The organism is Benzoatithermus flavus (assembly GCF_037908215.1).
Taxonomy (GTDB): domain Bacteria; phylum Pseudomonadota; class Alphaproteobacteria; order Geminicoccales; family Geminicoccaceae; genus Benzoatithermus; species Benzoatithermus flavus.
This window is the reverse complement of the sequence record NZ_JBBLZC010000003.1, coordinates 209265-230887: the sequence shown is the minus strand read 5'-3', so window position 1 is coordinate 230887 and position 21623 is coordinate 209265. Positions and strand designations below refer to the sequence as shown.

Genomic DNA, 21623 nt, shown 5'->3' with positions numbered 1-21623 from the left:
TTACCGTGAACGACGACGTGCTCAACATGAGCCTGCGCAAGTTCCTGAAGAAGGTGGGCGTCACCTCGCAGCGCGAGATCGAGAACGCCGTGAAGGCAGCGCTCGAGAGCGGCAGACTCAAGGGTAACGAGGCGCTCAAGGCCGAGGTGCGCCTGACGATCCCGGAAGCCGGGCTCGACGTGGTGATCGAGGGCGCCATCGAGCTCGAATAGGCTCGAGCACCGGGCCGGCAGCCGGCAAATCCGCGCAGCGGCACGAAGCTTCATGGTTCGCTAACCGGGACTCTGGCATTCTCTGCGCGACCCACGTACCTGCGCAGAAGTCCCATGCGTGTCACGGCCTGTCTTTCCGCTTTCCTGCTCCTCGCCGCCTGCGCGGCGGAGTTGCGCCCGCCGTCGGTCGCGGTGAAGCCCGTTCCGGTCAAGGTCCAGGTCGGCGGCAACGGCGGCGGCTTCTGCCCGCCGGGTCAGGCCAAGAAGGGCAACTGCTGAACCGGAAGGTTCAGGCCGTGCTCTCGCTCTCGGGCTCGTGTGTCGGCGGCGCGGCCGGCTGCTCGCGCTCGCGCAGATAATCCTCGCTCGTGCGCGGCTTCGGACGGCTGCCGAAGGCGAGCGGGTTCCGGGCGTTCTCGAACTGGCTGATCACGCGGCAGTCGTCGCACATGCGGATGCGGGCGATCTGCTCCTCGGTCTGAAACATCCAGCTCCGGCCGGCGAGCTTCTCGACGATGCGCTCGATCGAGCTCCGGGTCCCGAACGGCTTGCCGCAGCGGATGCAGAGCGCCGGCTCTTCCTCCTTGATCGTGCGCGAGCTGCGGGCTGCGGCCGTGAAGGCGAGGCGCGGCTCGAGGCGGATCACCTTTTCGGGGCAGGTACTGCGGCACAAGCCGCACTGCACGCACGCTTCCTCGAGGAAGCGCAGCATCGGCTTGTCCGGAGCGTCGAGGAGAGCACCGGTCGGGCAGGCCCCCACACAGGACAGGCACAAGGTGCAGCCCGCGACGTCGACCACGACCGCGCCGAACGGTGCTCCCGCCGGCAGCGGGACGATCTCGGCCGGCTGCGGTGCCGTGCGGTGCAGCTGGTCGAGGGCGAGGCGCATCAGCGTCCGCTTGCCGCCCATCGGCAGGAAGTCGCCGGCCGTAACGGGCTCCAGACGCGGCAGCGTCCAGAGAGCCGCCTCGACGGTATCCGGATCGTCCTCGAGCAGGAGGAGCAGGCGCTCGGCGCCGTAGCCGAGTCCGTCCAGCATCGCCCGGATATGGCCGAGCGTCGCCTCGAGGCCGCCGATCTCGGCCCGCTTGTGCGGCGGTGCGAGCACGACCACCTGATCGGCGCCGTAGGCGAAAGCCGCCGCCAGCGTCTCGAAGCCGAGCTGGGCGATCTCGGTGACGGCGAACGGTAGCACCCGCGCCGGCAGACCACGGCCGAGCCGGGCCATGGCGTCGATCAGAGCCTCGCCGTGGCGCTCTTCGCAGGCGAGAAGGACGGGCGCCACACCACCCGCGTCGCGATAGGTGCCAAGCAGCGCCCGCAGCCGCTCCAGCAGAATATTGGCGGACGGCACGGCGTAGGCCGCGGCACCGGTCGGGCACACGCCGGCACAGGCACCGCAGCCGGCGCAGACGTAAGGGTCGATCCGGACATGGTCGCCGGCCGGGGCGATGGCGCCGGTCGGGCATTGCTCGAGACAGCGGGTGCAACCCGTGCGCCGCGAGCGGGAATGCGCGCAGAGCTCGGCCGTGAAAGCGACATAGCGCGGCTTCTCGAACTCGCCCGTGAGCTCGACCGCCTCGAACAGCGCCCTCTGCACGGCGACGGGATCGCGTGGATCCGGACGGAGATAGCCGTCCCGCTTCGCGTGGGCGCTGAACCAGGACCGGCCGCCGGTGAGGTCGAGGATCAGGTCGGCCTCGAGTTCGGCCTTCGCCTGGGCCGGGCCGAACCGCAGGTGCTGCCGCGACGACACGACCGCCGGCGCCAGGCCGGTGACCTCGACCTTGAAGGCGCCGAGATGGCCGGTGGCGCCGCGCACGAGCCCGCGCAGGATCGGGAACGTCGTCGTTCGCGGCGGCAGGATCTCGGCATCGGCGACGAGAAGGAGCGTCGGCGCCAGCCGGGAGGCGAGCTGCCGGGCCGCCTGCAGCGCCGTGTCGTCGATGCCGACGACGAGGCAGCGCCCTTCCGACTTCAGCGTCAGGGCCGGTGCCGGCGGCACCTCGATCGCGGCCTCGGCGAGCAGGGCCGCGATCTTGGGCGCGGCCTCGGTCCCTTCCTCCGACCAGCCGGCGCGCTCGCGTATGTTGACGAAGCCGGCCGGTGGCGCGGCCTCGAGCTGGCCCAGGGTCTCGGCGAAGAGCGGCGCTTCCTGGGTGCAGGCGATGAGGAGCGGCGCGCCGCCGGCCGCGGCGGCGCGAACGGCTTCGATCTGCGCCCGGCAGAGCTGGTGGTGCACGGTCGATGGCGCGGCACCGCCGAGGGCACGCTCCAGAGCGGCCGCATCCAACCGCATCGTGCCCTCGCAATCGCAGATCAGGCACCGTCTGCCGCCCAGCCTCATGCCCGTTCCTCGTCGTTCGTGCGGCACGGGAGCGATCGTCCGATCCCGCGCCGGTTTCCATGCATAGTGGGCGCTCGGGCGGCAAAAGACAAACGGTGATCGGGCAGGAGCGAGAAGCCGGACGGCGGAGGACCCTCCCGCCGATCCGGCTCCGCGACGGGCGGGTTCCCGGCTATTTCGGCTCGGGCGGGATGCACAGCGTCTGGCCCGGATGGATCTTGTCCGGGTCCTTCAGCATCGGCCGGCTGGCCTCTCACCTTCACCTTGTCACCCGCGACGGCGAGCTTGAGATCCTTCACGTCGAGGCCGAGATCCCTTACTTCCCGCCCGAGGGCCGTCGGTGCGGGTGGCACTTCCGGCACGAGCGAGCCTTCGGGCTGCGTCGCCTCGGCCCTGCCGATGCCGAGGCGACGCCCGGCTTCCTCGATGAAGCTCGTCAGGCCCATGAGGGATTCCTCCTGGTGACATGCCGTGCATCCGGCCCCGGCATGCTTGCCAGCACCGAGCATCGCACTATACGCATGAAACGTGATCCGCGCGCGAACCCGTGCCCGTACCGGAGCCTCAGGCCCCCATGCGTCCACCGCTCATCAACGTTCGGTCCGTCCCGGCGTTACCGGCGCTCTTTCGGCGGATCGCCGCAGGCACGGGATGAAGCTGAGCCCCTTGCCCCCGATCACCTTCGGGACGATCTTGCGCATCCTCCTGGCCTCGCTCGTGGTCGGGATGGCCATGGCCTGGTTCGACCTGCAGCCGCGCGACGTACTGCACTGGATCACCGGCAACATCGACGAGGCCATCGCCAACGTGCAGGCCTGGATCGTGTGGGGCATCAAGTACGTGCTGCTGGGCGCCGTGATCGTCGTGCCGATCTGGGCGATCGGCTACCTGCTCCGGTTCCTGCGCGGCCGTTGAGACATCGCCCCGGCCCCTGCATCGCAAGACCACCCGTCCCAGCCCGAGGAGGCAAAGCCCATGGACCCGCTCGACGAGAAGATCCGGACCGAGCTCGAGGCCGCCGCGTTCCGCAGGCTGCTCGCGCATCTGCGCGAGCGCACGGACGTGCAGAACATCGATCTCATGAACCTCGCCGGCTTCTGCCGCAACTGCCTCGCGAAATGGTACCGGGCGGCGGCCGAGGAGCGCGGGCTCGCCATGAGCGACGCCGAGGCGCGCGAGATCGTCTACGGCATGCCCTACGAGACGTGGAAGGCCGAGCACCAGACCGAGGCCGGACCCGAGAAGCAGGCCGCGTTCCAGGAGGCCTATCGGCGGACCCACGGCCACCCGCACGGATCCTGAGCCGGCTGCGATGCCCCGCGGGCAGGGCGTTCCCGCTCGCCGGCCGTGATCCCGATCGGCCCGGCATCGCTGCTCCTCCATCGAAGGCGAAGGAACGGCCTGAGCCCCGGCCCGGCTCACGAAAGCCGCTCAGGGCTCCAGCACATAGCTGCCCGGTGCGGGCATCAGGCAGGGATAGCCCTTCTCGGGCGCTCCCAGCGGCGGTGGCGCCGTCGGCGGTCCGCTGTGCGCGGCGAGCCAGGCCTGCCAGGCCGGCCACCAGGAGCCTTCCTGCGGCGGCGTCGTCACGGCCCAGTCCTCGGGGGCCAGATAGGGCGCGTCGGCTGGGATGCGCGCCATGCGGAAATGCCGTCCCGGATGGCCGGGCTCGCTGACGATGCCGGCATTGTGCCCGCCGCTCGTCAGGACGAACGTCACCTCGGTGTCGCTCAGGAGGCGGATCTTGTAGACCGACTGCCAGGGTGCGACGTGATCCTTCTCGGTCCCGACCGCGAAGATCGGCACGCGGATGTCGGAGAGCGCCACCGGCCGGCCCTCGATGGCGTAGCGGCCGCGGCTCAGCCGGTTCTCGAGGAACAACGCCTTCAGATACTGGCTGTGCATCCGCGCCGGCATGCGCGTGGCATCGGCGTTCCAGGCCATGAGATCGCTCATCTCCTCGCGATCGCCCAGAAGGTACTGCCGCACGATCCGGGACCAGACGAGATCGTTGGCGCGGAGCAGCATGAAGGCGCCGGCCATCTGGGTCGTGTCCAGATAGCCCTGGTCCCACATCATGTCCTCGAGGAAGGCGAGCTCGCTCTCGTCGATGAACAGCATGAGCTCGCCGGCCTCGGTGAAGTCGGTCTGCGCCGCGAGCAGCGTGAGCGAGGCCAGCCGGTCGTCGCCGTCGCGCGCCATCTTGGCGGCGGCGATCGCGAGGATGGTGCCGCCGAGGCAATAGCCGCAGGCATGGACGCGCTGCCCCGGCCGGATCGCCTGCACGGCCTGGATCGCGTGCATGATCCCCTGATGGCGGTAGTCGTCGAGCCCGACCTCGCGGTCGGCTTCGGTCGGGTTCTTCCACGAGATCGCGAACACGGTATGGCCGCGCTCGACGAGGTAACGGATCAGCGAGTTCTCCGGCCGGAGATCCAGGATGTAGTACTTCATGATCCAGGCCGGGACGATCAGCACGGGCTCAGGATGGACCTCCCGCGTCGCCGGCCGGTACTGGATCAGTTCCATGAGCTCGTTGCGGTAGACGACCTCGCCCGGTGTGACCGCGACGTCGCGCCCGACCACCCACTTCTCGACTCCGACCGGTCTGCGGCCCGTGAGCCAGCGCTCGGCGTCCTCGAGCCAGTAGCCGAAGCCGCGAACGAGATTGCGACCGCCTTCCGCGATCGTGCGCTCGATGACCTCGGGGTTAGTGAAGGGGAAGTTCGAGGGTGCCAGCCGGTCGAGCCGCTGGCGGATCATGAACCGGACCTGTCGCTCGTGCTGTGCCGTGACGCCGCGCACGCCCGTCGTGGCGGCGTCCCACCAGTTCTCCGTGGCCAGGAAGGCCTGGGCCACGAGATCGAATGGCAGGCTCCGCCAGCCCGGATGGGCGAACCGCCGGTCGTCCGGCCGGGGCGCAAACGGCGGCTCGACCTCCAGGCCCAGTAGCCGGCGCTGAGCGTAAGCGGCGAGCCGCCAGCCGTCGAACGCGGCCTTCTGCGCGAGGCCGAGCTGCTTGCCCGGCGCGTTGGCGTAGTGGGCGAACCAGTCCGCCCACGCTCCCGCCACGGCCGCCAGCGAGATGCCGGCGGTGAGCCGCGCCTGGAACGCGTGCAGCAGACGGTCAAGGTTCTCGAAGCTCTGGACGAAGGGCGGCCGTGGCGCTGCAGTGGCGGGCGCCGGCGGAAGAAAGCGATGCGTCCGGACATCCTCGCCCGGCCCGGTCGCAGCCTTCTCCTCGGCGAGCCGCGCTTCGCCGGCGGGCCGCAACACGGCCGCGGCATCGTCCCGCACGATCTTGGTAGCCATGGCGACACTGCCACCCGTCGTTCCTGTTCGGCGCTCCGGCGTCACGCAGCGGGATCACCGCCATCGGCCGACGGAGTTCGACCGGGCTCAGGCTAGCGCCGTTTTCGCAGCGCAACAAGAAAGCCGGCGCCCACCTCACGGCCGAGAAGGCTGGCGCGGGCGCGGCGGCGGCAACTCGTCCGCGGTGATCCGGCCGTCGCCGTTGCGGTCGCGGCGCTTCATCGTCTGGCCGGCCAGCGCCAGAAACTCGTCGCGCGAGATCCTGCCGTCCTTGTCGGCATCGGCGCGCACGAGCAGCCGGCTGCCGGGCTGTGCCGTGGCATTGCGCCGCGGTTTGCGGGCGGCAGCCAGCTCGTCTCGGGACAGAAAGCCGTCGTGATCCGTGTCCAGACGATCGAACACGACGCCGCGCGCATGCCGGACCTCACCCAGGTCAACGGCACCGTCGCCGTTGGTGTCGAGCCGCTCGAGCCAGGAGTTCGCTGGCTGCGCCGATCCGACCAGAGGCCAGAAGACGATCAGCGCCGCCCCGATCCGCAGCGCACCTTGACATCCAGCCCGCCCCTTCATGCCTCTCTCCGCGAAGTTGCCGAACCAGGGGGGAAATCCCGCGCGAGACATATCACGAGTTGGTTAAGACGTCCTTACTGCTCCATCCGGCAAGTCATGCGGCCTTGGGCAGGAGGGCGATGCCGGGCTGGCGGTGCGGGCGATGGCGCCGTCGCTGTCCCCCGGTGACGGGCTGGCGGTGCGCGTTCCAGCGCTCGGTCGCCTGCGCGACGGCCTCGGCGACCTCCTCCCAGGTCTCGAAGCGGCGCCCCGCGAGGGCGCGCGAGCGCAGCACCTTCCACCGCGATGCCGGGCGGTGTCTCGCCCCGGCTGGCGCGCCAGCCGCCGCGGGCGCGCGCCAGCCGCCGCGCCGGGGCCGCCGCGAGCGGGCCAGCGCCTCCACCGCCGAGCGCTCCTCGGCGGGCAGGTCATGCAGGCAAACCGGCGGGCCACGCATGGCCCATCCAGGAGAGGCCACCACCATACCCCGCAACTTGCCGGATGAACCATTCAGCAGGCGATCAGCGCCGCCGGCCCGCTTCGGGGGCGGTGCGGGCATGCGGACGAGAAAGGAGGACAGGGTCGTCGGGATGCCTGTATAAGCCGCTCGAGAGAGCGAGAGCCTGGCATGCAGACCAACTTCACCGCCGAACAGCTCGAGGACCCGGACAACCGCGAGAGCGAGAAGATCCTCAGGACCTGCGTGCATTGCGGGTTCTGCACCGCGACCTGCCCGACCTACGTGCTCCTGGGCGACGAGCTCGACAGCCCGCGCGGCCGCATCTACCTCATGAAGCAGATGCTCGAGAGCGGGCAGAAGCCGACGCCGGAGGTCGTCAAGCACATCGACCGCTGCCTGTCCTGCCTCTCGTGCATGACGACCTGCCCTTCGGGCGTGCATTACGGCCATCTCGTCGACCACGGCCGGGCCTATATCGAGCAGCATTTCCGGCGACCCTGGCAGGACCGGCTGGCGCGCTGGCTGATCGAGCACACGATCCCCTACCCCTTCCTGTTCCGCCTGTCGCTGATCGGTGCGGCGCTCGCCCGGCCGCTCGCGGGTATCCTGCCGGAGAAGCTGCGCCCGATGCTGACCCTCGCACCGCACAGCGTGCCCGGCCCCTCGCCGATCAACCGGCCGCAGGTCTTCCCGGCCGAAGGCGAGCGGCGCGCACGGGTGGCGCTGCTGACGGGCTGCGCCCAGCAGGTGCTGGCGCCCGAGATCAACGAGGCGACGGTGCGGCTCCTCACCCGGCACGGGGTCGAGGTCGTGATCCCGAAAGGCATGGGCTGCTGCGGTGCCCTCACCCATCACATGGGCCGCGAGAAGTCGGGCCTCGCCTTCGCCCGCAACAACATCGACGTCTGGACGCGCGAACTCGGGACGGGCGGCCTCGACGCGATCGTGATCAACGCCTCGGGCTGCGGCACCACGATCAAGGATTACGGCCACATGTTCCGCGAGGACCGGGCTTACGCCGAGAAGGCGGCCAGGATCTCCGCTCTCGCCAAGGACGTGAGCGAGTTCATGGCGACGATCGGCCTCGAGCCCGCCACGGCCGACAGCGACCTGGTCGTCGCCTACCATTCCGCCTGCTCGCTGCAGCACGGCCAGCGGATCACGACCCACCCCAAGCAGCTCCTGGCTCGGGCCGGCTTCACCGTGAAGGACATTCCGGAAGGCCATCTCTGCTGTGGCTCGGCCGGTACCTACAACATGCTCCAGCCCGGGCTCGCCCGGCAGCTCCGCGACCGCAAGGTCGCCAACATCGAACGCATCCGGCCCGACGTGATCGCCGCCGGCAACATCGGCTGCATGACCCAGATCGCCTCGGGCACCGCCATTCCCATCGTCCACACGGTGGAACTGCTCGACTGGGCGACGGGCGGACCCAAGCCGAAGACACTGGCCGAGTGCGGTCTGTGACAGGGATCACAAAGGCGGCGGATGCCCGTCATGACCTGACCGCAGGCGCGGCCTCGTTGATCACCTGATCCCGCCCCCCACCTCCTGTCCTGTACCTGGGCAGAGGGTGCATCGAGGGATGGGAGAAAGCCGGATGGTGGAAGGTGGCGCAGGGGGAACCGCAGCCCGGTTCAGCCTGACCGTTGCCGTGATGCTGCTGCTCGCGGCGTGCAACGAGGATGCAGGAGGCAAGGCCCAGGCGAAGAATCCACCGCCGGCACCGCCGACGGTGACGGTTGCGAAATCTCTGGTGCGTCGGCTGACCGAATGGGACGAGTTCACCGGGCGCTTCGAGCCGGTGCAACAGGTCGGGGTGCGAGCCCGCGTTTCGGGCTATCTGCAAGAGGTTCATTTCAACGACGGCGACATCGTGGAGGCGGGCCAGCTCCTGTTCGTGATCGACCCGCGCCCCTACGAGGCCGCCGCCGACCGCATCAAGGCACAGATCGGAGAGGCTCGGGCCCAGCTGGAGCTCGCCCGGCTCGAGCAGCAGCGCACGGAAAGGCTCGTGAGCAGCTCGGCCGCCGCCAAGGCCGTGCTCGACCAGCGCAACGCCGAGCTCGAGGCGGCGGAGGCCAAGCTCGCCGCGGCAGAAGCTCAGCTCCGCGACGCCGAGCTCAATCTCGGCTTCACCCGGGTCACCGCCCCTTTCAAAGGTCGCATCTCCAACCGGCGTGTCGATGTCGGCAACCTGGTGAGCGACCAGACGCTCCTGACGACGATCGTCCAGCTCGACCCGATCTATCTCGCCTTCGATATGTCCGAGGCAGACTTCCTGGCCTATCAGCGCGCCGTGCAGAAAGGCGAGCTGCCTTCCACCCGCAACCGTGAGACCATCGTCTCGGCCCATCTCGTCGACGAGGCGGGCTGGCCGCACCAGGGGACCATGAACTTCGTCGACAACGTCGTCGACCGGAGCACCGGCACGATCCGGGCCCGCGCCATGTTCCCCAACCCCGACAACCTGATCACCCCGGGCCAGTTCGGCCGTATCCGCATCCCGGGCTCGCGCGCGTACGATGCGCTGCTGATCCCCGATGCGGCGATCGTCACGGACCAGTCGCGCAAGATCGTGCTCACCGTCGATGGCGAGAACACGGTCCGACCCAAGATCATCCGCCCCGGCCCGAGCCAGTCCGGCGGCCTGCGCATCGTGCGCCGCGGGCTGGAACCGGACGACCGCATCATCATCGATGGCCTGATCCGCGCGCGCCCCGGCGCCAAGGTGACGCCCGAGGACGGCAGGATCGAGCCCGGGCCCACCGAAATGGCCGACGGCGCCGGCTGAGCGGCGTGCATCCCAGCCGCCCTGGAGGCAAGAGCCGATGCGCTTTTCGCACTTCTTCGTCGACCGGCCGATCTTCGCCGCCGTGATCGCGATCGTGATCACCCTCGTGGGCGGCATCGCCTACTACGCACTGCCGGTCTCCCAGTACCCCGAGGTGGCGCCGCCGACCGTGGTGGTCTCGGCGAGCTACCCGGGCGCCTCGGCCGAGGTCGTGGCCGAGACCGTCACCACACCGCTCGAGCAGGAGATCAACGGTGTGGAGAACATGCTCTACACGACCTCGCAGTCGACCGGCGACGGCAACGCCCAGATCACCGTGACCTTCGCGCTCGGCACCGACCTCGACGAGGCGCAGGTGCTGGTCCAGAACCGGGTGGCGACCGCCCTGCCCAGGCTGCCCGAGGAGGTGCGTCGGCGCGGGGTCACGACCAGGAAGAACTCGCCCGACCTGATGATGGTGATCCATCTCAACTCGCCGGACGGGTCGCTCGACCAGCTCTACATCTCGAACTACGCCACGCTGCAGATCAAGGACGTGCTGGCGCGGATCAAGGGGGTCGGCGACATCCAGGTGTTCGGAGCGCGCGACTATTCCATGCGGATCTGGCTGAACCCGGACCGCATGGCGGCCTTGGGCCTCACCGCCGGCGACGTCGTGCGCGCCGTCCAGGCGCAGAACGTCCAGGTCGCCTCGGGCACCTTGAACCAGCTCCCGGTGCCGAACCCGGGTGCTTGGCAGCTCAGCATCGAGACGCTGGGCCGGCTGGCCGATGCACGCCAGTTCGGGGATATCATCGTCAAGACCGATGCGGACGGCCGGGTGACCCGGATCCGCGACGTGGGCCGGGTGGAGCTCGGGGCGCAGGATTATCTGCGCAACGCCTATCTCGACGAGCGCCAGGCGACGGCCCTGGGCGTGTTCCAGCTCCCGGGCTCGAATGCGCTGCAGACCGCCGCGGCGGTCGAGCGCGCCATGGCGGAGCTCAAGCGGAGCTTCCCCGAGGGCCTCGACTATGCGATCATCTACAACCCGACCGAGTTCATCCAGCAATCGGTCGACGAGGTGATTAAGACGATCTTCGAGGCCGTGGCCCTCGTCGTGGTCGTGGTCGTCCTGTTCCTGCAGATCTGGCGGGCGGCGGTGATTCCGATCGTGGCGATCCCGATCTCGCTCGTCGGCACCTTCGCCGTGATGGCGGCCTTGGGCTTCAGCCTCAACAACCTCTCGCTGTTCGGCCTCGTGCTCGCGATCGGCATCGTCGTGGACGACGCCGTCGTCGTGGTCGAGAACGTCGAGCGCAACCTGCGCGCGGGCCTCTCGCCCGAGGAGGCCGCGCATCGGACCATGGACGAGGTCGGCGGCGCTCTGATCGCGATAGCGCTGGTGCTCTCGGCCGTGTTCATCCCGGCGGCGGCGGTCACGGGCATCCAGGGACAGTTCTACCGTCAGTTCGCGGTCACCATCGCCGCCTCGACCCTGATTTCCTGCCTCGTCTCCCTGACCCTCTCGCCGGCGCTATGCGCGCTGCTGCTGCGGCCGCACGGCGAGCACGCGCGGCATTCGCGGCTGACCGCACCGATCCGGGTCTTCTTTCGCGGCTTCGACTGGCTGTTCGACAGGCTCTCGCTGGGCTATGGCGGGCTCACCCGCCGGCTCGTCCGGCTGAGCCTGCTCGTGCTCGTCGTCTATGCCGGCCTCATCGGGCTCGCAGCCTCGAGCTTCCAGAAGGCGCCCACGGGCTTCATTCCCCAGCAGGACCAGGGCTACCTGATCACGGCGATCCAGCTCCCGCCGGGCGCCTCGCTCGAGCGCACCGACCGCGTCGTGCGCGAGGCGACCAGGCGGGCCCTCGCGGTCGAGGGTGTCGCCCACACGGCGGGCTTCGCCGGCTTCGACGGGGCGACCTTCACCAACGCCCCCAGCGCCGGTGCCGTCTTCGTGACGCTCGAGCCGTTCGAGGAGCGGGTGAAGAAGGGCATTCGGACCGAGGACATCGCCGCCGATCTGCGCAGGTCGCTGGGCGGCATCCAAGAGGCCTCGGCGCTCGTCATCAGCCCGCCGCCCGTGCGCGGCATCGGCACCGGCGGCGGCTTCAAGCTCTACGTGGAGGACCGCCGCGGCCGTGGCCCCGAAGCGCTCGAGGCCGCGACCGACGCGCTCGTCGCGCGTGCGAACCAGGAGCCGGGCCTCGTCTCGGTGTTCACGCTCTTCAACACGCGCACGCCCAAGATCTATGCCGACATCGACCGGGTGAAGGCCGAAATGCTGGGCGTACCGGTGCAGAACGTGTTCGATGCGCTGGGCGTCTATCTGGGCTCGACCTACGCCAACGACTTCAACTATCTCGGGCGCACCTTCCGCGTTCAGATCCAGGCCGACGGACCCTACCGGCGCGAGCTGCGCGACGTCGCCAACCTCAAGACCCGGAACGAGCGCGGCGACATGGTGCCTCTGGGCTCGGTCGCGACCTTCCGGGATCTCACCGGCGCCTACCGCGTGCCGCACTACAACCTCTATCCGGCGGCCGAGGTGCAGGGTGCTGCCGCTCCCGGCTTCTCCTCGGGCCAAGCGATCGCCACCATGGAGCGACTCGCGGCCGAGGTGCTGCCGGACGGCTTCGGCTTCGAGTGGACCGAGCTCGCCTACCAGGAGAAGCTCGCCGGCAACACCGCGATCTGGGTGTTCATGGCCTCGGTCGTGTTCGTGTTCCTGTTCCTCGCGGCCCAGTACGAGAGCTGGCTCCTGCCGCTCGCCGTCATCCTGATCGTGCCGATGTGCCTGCTCGCCGCCATGGCCGGCGTGCTCTTCCGCGGCCTCGAGAACGACATCCTGGTCCAGATCGGGCTGATCGTGCTGGTCGGCCTCGCCGCCAAGAACGCGATCCTGATCGTCGAGTTCGCGAAGCAGCGCGAGACGGAGGGCGAGGCGGCGCACGTGGCCGCCGTCGATGCGGCACGGGTACGGCTGCGGCCGATCCTCATGACCTCCATGGCCTTCGTCCTGGGCGTGGTGCCGCTCGTGATCGCGACCGGGGCGGGTGCGGAGATGCGGCGCTCGCTCGGCACGGCCGTGTTCTCGGGCATGCTCGGCGTGACGCTGTTCGGTCTCCTGTTCACGCCGGTGTTCTACGTCGTCACCCGCCGGCTCGCACGTCTGGGCCGGCGGCGTGACGCACCGGCATCTCAGCCGGGCTGAGCCGCCGCCTCAGGGCCGAGCCGTCCTGCGCGGCGCGAACGGGACCGGTGCCACGGGCGGCGGAGCAGCGGCGAAGCTCGGCCGCCATCCGGCGACGGCGGGAATGATCTCGACGGCGGTTCCGGGCTCGAGCCGGAGGTAGAGCGCCTCGTCCGTGGCTCCGACGAGATCGTGTGCGAGGCTCCGGATCGTGCGGCTGCCCGCGTCGAGCCGGTAGACCGGCTCCAGATACACCTCGATCGGCTTGTCCTGCTCGATCCGCACGCTGCTGCGCTGCATCCGCCCGAGAATGACGCGCCCGTCCGGCAGCGTCAGGCGCAGCCACGGGCACAAGAGCGACGCCGTGCCCTTGCGGGCGAGATTCTCGGCGCTGCGGAAGCGCTCCGAGAGGACGTCGTTCCAGACGTCCTCGTACGGTGTCATGGAGGTCCAGCCGAACGCCCAGGCGAGCCCTTTGGTCCAGCGCTGCAGGAGGCCGAAGGCGAGGCCCTGCAGGGTCGCCAGCGCGTAGAGCACCCCGGCATAGCGCAGGAACGTGATCACCGGCAGGGCAACGATCGCCTGCCCGACCTTCTCGATGCTCGCGTCGAGGGGAACCGACACGCTCAGGCCGGGGAGCAGCAGCGCCAGCGGCAGGGCGATGGCGTTCAGCGCGATGCTGCGCAGGAGGCTCATCGCCAGCCACTCGCCGGCACCTTCGGCCTGCGTCGCGCCGGCACACCAGATCTGGAGCGTGCTCGCCCAGTAGCCGGGCAGCACCAGGAAGGCGCCGAGGCTCAGGCCGGTGACGGAGAGGTCCATGGCACGGCGCTCACGGCCATCCCTGGCTACCGCCACCACCACCCGGACCGCCGGCACCACCCGCCCGCCTCAGTTGGTCGCGGAAGTCGTCCGCGACCTGCGCCATGTCGCCCACGGCCTTGCCGAGCTCGCCCCCACGCGCAGCGGCGTCCGTGACGTGGCGCAACGCCCGATCCAGATCCCCGGCGACCGCGGCGGCCCGATCGTCGCTGGCGCGCGGCAGGTCCATCCGCCCGGCGACCACGGCATCGACGTCGCTGCCGAGCGACAGGAGCTCCTGGGCGGTCTTCCGGATCAGGTTCCGGGTGGCAGGGTCGAGATCTAGGCTCGGGTCGAGCTCGAGGCTGCGCAGATGATCGGCCGCCGTCTTGAGCATGTCGACAAGATGGTCGGCCCCCTTGGTCGGCATGGCGGTCCCCCTTCTCCTCCCGTCGTGAAACCATACCGCAGCAGCGGCCGAAGAACCATCGACGCGACCGACCTCTGCAGCCGACGACGGTGACTCCTGTGCCGCGTCGCAGTAGTCATCCCGAAAACGGAGATGGCCGGCGGCGGAGAGGACATGTGACCCGACAGCGTGTCGTGATCATCGGCGGTGGCGCCATCGGCAGCGCCGTCGCCTACTGGCTCACCGCCGACCCGGCCTTCGTGGGCGAGGTCGTCGTGGTCGAGCGCGACCCCGGCTATGCCATGGCGAGCTCGGCCCTCTCGGCGAGCTCGATCCGCCAGCAATTCTCGAGTCCGGTCAACATCGAGATCGGCAGGTTCGGCATCGGCTTTTTGCGCACGCTGGGCGAAAGGCTCCGGGTCGAGGGCGAGCCGCCGCCGGAGATCGGCCTTGTCGAGCCCGGCTATCTCTATCTCGCGACTCCGGCTGGGATGGAGACGCTGCGTGCCAACCATGCCGTCCAGCGTGCGCACGGTGCGGATGTCGTCCTCCTAACGCCCGCGGAGCTGCGCGAGCGCTTTCCCTGGCTCGACGTCGAGGGGCTCGCCGGCGGCTCGCTCGGGCTCTCGGGCGAAGGCTGGTTCGACGGCTACGGCCTCCTGCGCGCCTTTCGCGCCAAGGCGATCGCGCAAGGGGCGCGCTACCTCAAGGCCGAGGCCGTGGGCCTCGTGCGCGGCCGCGAGCGGATCGAGGCCGTCCGCCTCGCCGATGGCGGCACGCTCGCCTGCGATGCGGTCGTCAACGCCGCGGGTCCCTGGGCCGCGCGCATCGCCGCCATGGCGGAGGTCGATCTGCCGGTGCGGGCACGGGCGCGCTCGGTGTTCGTCCTGTCCTGCCCGGAGCGGCTGCCGGGCTGCCCGCTCCTGATCGATCCTTCGGGCTTCTGGCTGCGGCCGGAAGGGCAGCACTTCATCACGGGTGCGCCGCCCCGACCCGGCGAGGATCTGGACGATCTGCCGCTCGAGCCCGACCACGGCCTGTTCGAGGAGGTGATCTGGCCGGCGCTCGCCGCCCGCGTGCCGGCCTTCGAGCGGCTCAAGGTGGTGAACGCCTGGGCCGGCTACTACGAGATGAACGTCTTCGACCACAACGGCATCGTCGGGCCGCATCCCGAGATCAGAAATCTCTATTTCGCGAACGGCTTCTCCGGCCACGGCATCCAGCAATCACCAGCGGTGGGCCGCGGGATCGCCGAGCTCGTCGTGCACGGCCGCTACCGCACGCTCGACCTCTCGCCCTTGGGCCTCGAGCGCATCCTGCGAGGCGAGCCCTTGATCGAGCGCAACGTGATCTGAGACTGCGGGACCGCCTCTCGGCCTTATCCGGCGGGGACCGGGCCTGCCACCGCCCGGCCGCCCCCAAGCAGCCGATCGGCCTCGGCAAGCTCCGGCACGTCGTCATCAGCGGCGAAGCGGGCATGGACCGATGCCAGCGTCACAGCCGGATCCTCCGCACCGAGCCGGTGGCGCGCCATGCCGATCGCGGCACGTAACTGCCAGAGCCAGGCGCTCTGCTGCCCCGAAAGCTCGAACGCGCGCTCGAGCCAGGAGCCGGCCTGCTTCTGCTCGCCGAGGCTCGCAAGCCTCTCTCCCAGGCAACGGTACAGCTCGGCCAAGTACCACCGCTCGCCGGTCGCCTCGGCACGCCCCACCGCCTCGCGCAGCCGTGCCGCGCTTTCCTCGACCTGTCCCTCACCCTCCTGCACCTCCGCCAGAAGGGCCTGGAAGTAGGGGACCATGAAGCCGGCGCCGGTCGCCTGCCAGGCCCCTATCCCCTCCTCGATCGTCCGCCGGTCGGCTGCAACCCAGCCGCGCAGCACCTGTGCGCCCGCGGCCCAGATCGGGAACCGTTCTTCCACGGCGATCACACCAAGCTCGTCGATACGTGCCAGCACGCGCTCCCGGTCGCCCAGAAGCTGGTGCAGCGTGGCGCCGAAGAACAGGGGCAGGCAGAGCGAGTTGCGATGGCCGAGACGACGCGCCTCCGTGAGCGCCTGCTCGCCGCAGCGCAGCGCCTCGGCGACCCGGCCCATGGGGAACAAGCTGCGCGCCAGATAGTCCAGGCAGACGACCTGCGGGTCGAAAGCATAGACGAACGTCGGAGCACGGTGCTCGACCGGATCATAGAGCAGGAGCGCCTGCTCAAGATGCTGCCGTGCCGCCATGAAGTCGCCGGCCGGGTAGGCGCTCACCCCGGCGGCGCGGTGAGCGAAGAACAGGCGGCCCCGATCGCCGTCCTGCGCAGCGAGCTGTAGAAGGCGTACGGCTGCCTCGCGTGCGGCCTCCGGCTCGGCACGGTAGAGATGGAACAGGCACAAACCGTAAAGCGCCGGGAACAGCTCCTCTACCTCGCCCATCTGCTCGCTCAGCGCCAAGGCTCGCTCGTAGACACGGCCGGTCTCGGGAGCCGCAAAGCCATGTGCCGCCATCATGGCGCTGCCCAGGGCACGTTGGATGGCGAGCTCCTCGCGATCGCGCGCCGTCCCCTCAGGCGTGCCGGCAAGTTCCTGGAGCGCCGCGCGAAAATGCGCGATCGCTTCGGCCGTCGCCGAGCGGGCCAGCGCCATCCGGCCGGCCCTGGCCCAGGCCTCCGTCGCCTTCCGGGCGAGGCCGGCCGAGGAGCAGTGATGCGCCAGGAGTTCCGGCTCGGCCTGGGCCGTATCCGGAAAGCGCTCCTCCAGGGCCGTCGCGATCCGCGCATGGAGAAGCTGCCGCCGGCTGCGCAGAAGGCTGGCATAGGCGGCATCCTGAACCAAGGCGTGCTTGAAGACGTAGCGAGCATCGGCAAGGGTACCGCGAGGGTACACGAGATCGGCCGCGACCAGCCGGTCCAGGGCCTGACGCAGCTCCGATTCCCTCATGGCCGCCACGGCAGCCAGCAGCTCGAAGGAGAACTCCCGCCCGATCACGGCCGCGACCTGCGCCACCTCCTTGACCGGTGCCAGCCGGTCGAGTCGGGCCATGAGCGAGTCCTGCAGGGTGGAAGGGATTGCCAGCGGCGGCAATGGGCCGGCCAGCTCGTAGCGGCCGTCTTTGTCCACGAGCAGACCGGACTCGAGCACCGCCTTGGTCAGCTCCTCGACGAACAGCGGCACGCCGTCGGTGCGGGCCAGAATCTGCTCTACCACCTCGGCCGGAAGCGCCTTGCCGCCACTCGCTCGCTGAATCATCGCCCCGCCCTGCCGTCGACCCAGCCGGCTCAGCGAAAGTGCGGTGACGTGACCGTACCCCGTCCAGGGTGCAGTGAACTCGGGCCGGAAGGTGATCACCGCCAGCACCGGCAGGCGCTGCACCTGCTCCACCATTCGGCTCAGGATCTCGAGCGTGGTCGGGTCGGCCCAGTGTACGTCCTCGTAGAGCGCCAGCACCGGCCTGTGCGCCGCGAGGCCGGCAAGCTGGTCGAGCAGGGCCCGGAAGGTCCGCTCCTTCTTCTGCTGCGGGCTCAGTGCGAGCGGCGGGTAACGGCCCTCCGGGACCGGGATCGCGAGCAGGTCGGCGAGAACCGGCGCGACCTCGCGGACGTCCTTCGTTGCGAGCCCGAGCAGGGCCTCGAGCTTGTCGAACTGGCGCTCGAGCGGATCCTCGCGCCGCAGCCCCGCCGCCCGTTCGAGCAGGTCGGCCATGGGATGAAGCGCGGTGTTCTGGTAATAGGGCGAACAGAAGTGGCTGATCGGCGTGTGCGGCTCCCCGGTCAAACGCTCGCGTAGGGCTCGGACGAGACGGGATTTGCCGATGCCTGCCTCGCCCGCGAGCAGGACCACCTGGCCTTCACGATCTCTCGCCCGCTCCCAGCGGTCGAGCAGGAGCGCCAGCTCGTGCTCGCGGCCGACCAGCGGTGCCAGCCCGGCGGCGTGCAGGGCTTCGAAACGGTCCTCGGCCGTTCCCTCGCCGGCGATCTGCCAAGCCCGCACTGGCTCGGCGAAGCCCTTGAGGCGCACCGCTCCGAGTTCACGCAGCGCGAAGAGATCGCCCAAAAGGCGGCGCGTGCCCTCGGCGACGACGATGCTTCCTGGCTCGGCCAGCTCCTGCAGCCGGGATGCGAGGTTCGGGGTCTCGCCGACGACCGCCTCCTCCTGGGCACTGCCACTGCCGATCCGATCGCCCACGACCACGAGGCCGGTGGCGATGCCGACCCGGACCTCGAGCGGCGCCCCCGCAGGCGTCGCGAGACCCGCCACCATCTTCGCAACTGCGAGCCCGGCCCGAACCGCGCGCTCGGGCTCGTCCTCGTGCGCCGTGGGCCAGCCGAAATAAGCCAGCACCCCATCGCCCATGTACTTGGCGAGGTGGCCCTCGAAGCGGACGACCTCGCCGGCGACGGTGTTCTGGTAGGCACGGATGAGCTCGCCCATCTCCTCGGGATCGAGCCGCTGGCTGAGTGCCGTCGAACCGACGAGATCGACGAACATCACCGTGAGCTGACGGCGCTCGGCACGCGGAAGAGCCGCTGCGCCCGACGGTGCTGCGGTCCCGGCCGCCAGCGTGCCGTCCGTCGTTGGCATGTCCGCGGCGTGCAGCGCCGCGATCGCCTCGAGGAGGCGACGGCGATGCCCGACCGAGGCGATGCCCATATCCTTGAGATCGTCGCTCGTGAGGCTCGGCAGCAGCGGCGGATCGACATCGTTGTCGCGGAACGCGGCCTCGTATTGGCCGAGGCCGAGGATCCTCAGCCAAGCGCCGATGTCGAAGCTTTGCCCGACCATCGTACCGAACGCTCCATGGCCGCCCCAGGTACGGCGTTCCTCTCCGTTGGCAGCGAGCCCGAGGATCAGATGATCCTCGGCGGCCCCCCTAGCGTCAACCGGCGATCGCCGCCGCCGGCCTGAACCCGGCCTGCGTTGCCTGCGGGCGCTGCCAGAGCAGCGGTGCCCGCTCGATCCAGCCGCCGCCCAGAAGGCGCGTGCCGGCGTAGAACACGCAGGCCTGGCCCGGAGCGATGCCGGGCTGCGGCTCCTGAAGCTCGACCCTGGCGCGGCCTGCCCCGAGATCGAAAACGCGGGCCGCGACGGCGGGCTCGTTGTAGCGGGTCTTGACCTCGACCTCGAGTCCGCCCTCAGGCGCCGGACCGGCGAGCCAGTTGACGCCCATGAGCTCGATCGTCCCGCAGTAGCTCGCCTCCTTGGGGCCGACCACGACGCGCCGGGCACGCGGCTCGATGCCGACCACGTAGAGCCGTTCGCCGTCGGCGACGCCGAGGCCGCGCCGCTGGCCCACCGTGTAGTGCGCCGTGCCGGCGTGGCGACCCAGCACGCGGCCGTCCACGTGGACGATCTCCCCGGGCTCGAGAGCGCCGGGCTGGAGGCGGGCGACGACGCTGCTGTAGTGCCCGGCAGGCACGAAGCAGATGTCCTGGCTGTCGGGCTTCCCGGCCACGGACAGGCCGAAGCGGCGGGCGTGCTCCCTGGTCGTGGCCTTGTCGAAAGCACCCAGCGGGAAGCGCAGGAAGCCGAGCTGTTCGCGCGTGGTCGCGAACAGGAAATAGCTCTGGTCCTTGGCGGGATCGGCGGCGCGGTGCAGCTCGGGACCGTCCGGCCCCTCCTCGCGGCGGACATAGTGGCCGGTCGCCAGCGCGTCGGCGCCGAGGTCGCGCGCGACCGCGAGGAGATCCCGGAACTTGACCCGCTCGTTGCAGCGCACGCAGGGGATCGGCGTGCGGCCTTCGGCATAAGCCGCAGCGAAGTCGTCGATCACCGCTGCCTTGAAGCGGGCCTCGAAGTCGAGGACGTAGTGCGGGATGCCGAGCCGGTCGGCGACGGCCCGCGCGTCGTGGATGTCGCGGCCGGCGCAGCAGGCCCCTTTGCGGCCGACGGCGGCGCCGTGGTCGTAGAGCTGGAGCGTGATGCCGACCACCTCGTAGCCCGCCTCGGCGAGAAGGGCCGCGGTCACCGAACTGTCGACCCCGCCCGACATGGCGACGACGATGCGGCTGTCGGCCGGGCGCTTGCCCAGGCCCAGATCCAGGCGCATGGGCCTACTCCAGAAGCGTCGTGCGCGGGACACGGACGACGAGACCGTCGAGGGCCTGCGTCATCCTGATCTGGCAGCCCAGGCGCGAGGTGGCCTCAAGCTCGGGGGCGAGATCCAGCATGTCCTCCTCCTCCGGCGCAGGCTCGGGCAGGAGGTCCCAGAACGCCTCGTCCACCACGACATGGCAGGTGGCGCAGGCCATCGAGCCACCGCACGCCCCCTCGATCGCGATGTCGTGCAGGCGCGCCACGTCGAGCAGGGTGAGCCCCTCCGCCACGTCGAAGCTGCGCCGCCGCCCATCGGGCAGCACGAAGGTCACGGCAGGCAAGCGGGCACGTCCTCTATGCCGCCTCAGACCGAGAAGCTCTCGCCGCAGCCGCAGCGCGCCTTCTCGTTCGGGTTCCTGAACACGAACTGAGCGCCGAGCTTGTCCTCGACGAAGTCGAGCTCGGTGCCGAGCACGTACATGAGTGCCGAGGGCTCGATCACGACCTTGAGGCCATCGACGTCGACGACCTCGGCACCGGGCTCGATCTCGCGCGCGAAGTCGAGCCGATAGCTGAAGCCGGAGCAGCCCGAGGGCTTCACGCCGAGCTTCAGACCGAGCGCACCCTCGCCCCTGGTCGCGAGCAGCGAGCGCACACGCTCGACTGCCGCCGGCGTCAAGGAGATCGCAGCCCGTGCCATCCTTTTTCTCTCTCCACCATCCACCGTCCGCGAAAGCCTGCTCCTTCCGCGCTGCCCTCTTATGTCGGGACGAAACGCACGCCGACAAGCCCTCGCGAACGCGCAGGGGAACGGTGGGCGGCGCCCGCTGGTTTCCTCTGCCGAGAGAAGGACAACGCCATGGGCAAGAGCAAGAAGAGCAGCAAAGGCAGCGGGCTGAGGACCGCGGTCGATCTGGCGGCAGCCGGGATCGGCCTCGCGTCGATGGCCTACGACGCCTATTTCGAGCATCGTGCATGCCAGGACGGCCTGTCGGATGGCGACGGCCGGCAGCAGGAGCCGGCTCGAACCGTGGCGGGCGACCGGCTGCCGGGTGCTGCCGGTGCCGCCGCGCGCGCGATCAGGCGCGAGGCGGCAGGAAGCGGCGAGCCACCCAAGCAGTCCGCGGGCGAGCCCGAGACCGGCATGCTCGGGCGCACGCTCGGCGCTGTGGGTGCGGTCACGGGCTTGGCCGAAGCACTGATCGATCTCAACCGGGCCTCGCCGGACATGCTGATGTCCTTGCGCAAGATCGGCAAGAAGCGGGCGCGCAAGATCGTCGCGCACCGGCCCTTCGGACGGATCAAGGATCTGAAGAAGGTGCTGCCCAAGCGGGTCTACAAGGCCGTGAAGCAGCATCTCACGGTCTAGGGGGCTGTCTGGTTGCTCTCGATCTCCATCCCAACGCCCGTGCCACGCCCGCCGTACGCGCCGAGATCGCCCGCTCGCCCGAGCGCACCGGCATGCTGGTCCGGCGCTACGGGGTCAGCACCGAGACCATCCGCGAGGTGCCGGGCATCACGATCCACAGCCACCGCGACCTGGAACGTCTG

19 protein-coding genes and 1 pseudogene are annotated in these 21623 nt (G+C 70.0%); 10 read left to right on the top strand and 10 right to left on the bottom strand.

Translation table 11 applies throughout. From position 1 onward, the window contains the following. Positions 1-5 precede the first annotated feature (5 nt). Entirely contained in the window at positions 6-212 is a 207-nt protein-coding gene (locus tag U1T56_RS04935) for a DUF6494 family protein (RefSeq protein ID WP_418158327.1), read from the top strand. Between the two features lie 114 nt (positions 213-326). Further along, positions 327-491, top strand: a complete 165-nt coding sequence (locus U1T56_RS04930; RefSeq protein WP_418158326.1) for a hypothetical protein — start codon at positions 327-329, stop codon at positions 489-491. A 10-nt stretch (positions 492-501) separates the two neighbouring features. Here the strand turns inward: U1T56_RS04930 and U1T56_RS04925 are convergent, their stop codons facing one another. Next, on the bottom strand, positions 502-2511 hold the full coding sequence (locus tag U1T56_RS04925; protein WP_418158325.1) for a 4Fe-4S binding protein: 2010 nt from the start codon (positions 2509-2511) through the stop codon (positions 502-504). Between the two features lie 699 nt (positions 2512-3210). Between U1T56_RS04925 and U1T56_RS04920 the strand changes: the two genes are divergently transcribed. Together U1T56_RS04920 and U1T56_RS04915 are read left to right on the top strand one after the other, a co-directional pair. Beyond that, the gene (locus tag U1T56_RS04920) at positions 3211-3474 is read left to right on the top strand and encodes a DUF6460 domain-containing protein (RefSeq protein WP_418158324.1); all 264 of its coding nucleotides are present in this window, start codon (positions 3211-3213) and stop codon (positions 3472-3474) included. 60 nt (positions 3475-3534) lie between these two features. Continuing rightward, positions 3535-3861 carry a DUF1244 domain-containing protein gene (locus tag U1T56_RS04915; protein ID WP_418158323.1) on the top strand — a complete coding sequence of 109 codons (327 nt, stop codon included), beginning with the start codon at positions 3535-3537 and terminating at the stop codon, positions 3859-3861. 129 nt (positions 3862-3990) lie between these two features. On the opposite strand, the gene U1T56_RS04910 is transcribed toward U1T56_RS04915, so the two are convergent. The 3 genes from U1T56_RS04910 to U1T56_RS04900 all read right to left on the bottom strand — a co-directional run bounded on the left by U1T56_RS04910 (position 3991) and on the right by U1T56_RS04900 (position 6715). Beyond that, positions 3991-5871 carry a PHA/PHB synthase family protein gene (locus tag U1T56_RS04910; protein WP_418158322.1) on the bottom strand — a complete coding sequence of 627 codons (1881 nt, stop codon included), beginning with the start codon at positions 5869-5871 and terminating at the stop codon, positions 3991-3993. 135 nt (positions 5872-6006) lie between these two features. Beyond that, a complete protein-coding gene (locus tag U1T56_RS04905; RefSeq protein WP_418158321.1) occupies positions 6007-6441 on the bottom strand; it encodes an EF-hand domain-containing protein in 435 nt (144 codons plus the stop codon). 94 nt (positions 6442-6535) lie between these two features. Then, on the bottom strand, positions 6536-6715 hold the full coding sequence (locus U1T56_RS04900) for a hypothetical protein (protein WP_418158320.1): 180 nt from the start codon (positions 6713-6715) through the stop codon (positions 6536-6538). Positions 6716-7048: 333 nt separating this feature from the next. On the opposite strand from U1T56_RS04900, the gene glcF reads away from it, so the two are divergent. The 3 genes from glcF to U1T56_RS04885 all read left to right on the top strand — a co-directional run bounded on the left by glcF (position 7049) and on the right by U1T56_RS04885 (position 12870). Continuing rightward, complete coding sequence (gene glcF, locus U1T56_RS04895) at positions 7049-8347, top strand: glycolate oxidase subunit GlcF (RefSeq protein ID WP_418158319.1); 1299 nt, start codon at positions 7049-7051, stop codon at positions 8345-8347. Positions 8348-8480: 133 nt separating this feature from the next. Next, positions 8481-9674 carry an efflux RND transporter periplasmic adaptor subunit gene (locus tag U1T56_RS04890; RefSeq protein WP_418158318.1) on the top strand — a complete coding sequence of 398 codons (1194 nt, stop codon included), beginning with the start codon at positions 8481-8483 and terminating at the stop codon, positions 9672-9674. 37 nt (positions 9675-9711) lie between these two features. Continuing rightward, positions 9712-12870: an efflux RND transporter permease subunit gene (locus U1T56_RS04885; protein WP_418158317.1), complete on the top strand. Its 3159-nt coding sequence runs from the start codon at positions 9712-9714 to the stop codon at positions 12868-12870. A 9-nt stretch (positions 12871-12879) separates the two neighbouring features. Here U1T56_RS04885 and U1T56_RS04880 read toward each other — a convergent pair whose 3' ends face one another. Together U1T56_RS04880 and U1T56_RS04875 are read right to left on the bottom strand one after the other, a co-directional pair. Continuing rightward, positions 12880-13671: a DUF6338 family protein gene (locus tag U1T56_RS04880; RefSeq protein WP_418158316.1), complete on the bottom strand. Its 792-nt coding sequence runs from the start codon at positions 13669-13671 to the stop codon at positions 12880-12882. A 10-nt stretch (positions 13672-13681) separates the two neighbouring features. Continuing rightward, complete coding sequence (locus U1T56_RS04875; protein WP_418158315.1) at positions 13682-14080, bottom strand: hypothetical protein; 399 nt, start codon at positions 14078-14080, stop codon at positions 13682-13684. 155 nt (positions 14081-14235) lie between these two features. Here U1T56_RS04875 and U1T56_RS04870 point away from each other — a divergent pair, with 155 nt between their 5' ends. Continuing rightward, the gene (locus U1T56_RS04870; protein WP_418158314.1) at positions 14236-15414 is read left to right on the top strand and encodes an NAD(P)/FAD-dependent oxidoreductase; all 1179 of its coding nucleotides are present in this window, start codon (positions 14236-14238) and stop codon (positions 15412-15414) included. A 23-nt stretch (positions 15415-15437) separates the two neighbouring features. On the opposite strand, the gene U1T56_RS04865 is transcribed toward U1T56_RS04870, so the two are convergent. The 4 genes from U1T56_RS04865 to U1T56_RS04850 form a co-directional block, all read right to left on the bottom strand. Next, complete coding sequence (locus U1T56_RS04865; RefSeq protein WP_418158313.1) at positions 15438-18821, bottom strand: adenylate/guanylate cyclase domain-containing protein; 3384 nt, start codon at positions 18819-18821, stop codon at positions 15438-15440. 94 nt (positions 18822-18915) lie between these two features. After that, entirely contained in the window at positions 18916-20085 is a 1170-nt protein-coding gene (gene mnmA, locus U1T56_RS04860) for a tRNA 2-thiouridine(34) synthase MnmA (RefSeq protein ID WP_418158312.1), read from the bottom strand. Between the two features lie 4 nt (positions 20086-20089). Next, positions 20090-20413, bottom strand: a complete 324-nt coding sequence (locus U1T56_RS04855; RefSeq protein ID WP_418158311.1) for a 2Fe-2S iron-sulfur cluster-binding protein — start codon at positions 20411-20413, stop codon at positions 20090-20092. Positions 20414-20436: 23 nt separating this feature from the next. After that, positions 20437-20772, bottom strand: a complete 336-nt coding sequence (locus U1T56_RS04850; RefSeq protein WP_418158310.1) for a HesB/IscA family protein — start codon at positions 20770-20772, stop codon at positions 20437-20439. Between the two features lie 159 nt (positions 20773-20931). Here U1T56_RS04850 and U1T56_RS04845 point away from each other — a divergent pair, with 159 nt between their 5' ends. Both U1T56_RS04845 and U1T56_RS04840 read left to right on the top strand, forming a co-directional pair. Beyond that, on the top strand, positions 20932-21441 hold the full coding sequence (locus U1T56_RS04845) for a ComEA family DNA-binding protein (protein ID WP_418158309.1): 510 nt from the start codon (positions 20932-20934) through the stop codon (positions 21439-21441). Positions 21442-21449: 8 nt separating this feature from the next. After that, positions 21450-21578, top strand: a pseudogene (locus tag U1T56_RS04840) (IS481 family transposase); the annotation flags it as partial. Between the last annotated feature and the right edge of the window lie 45 nt (positions 21579-21623).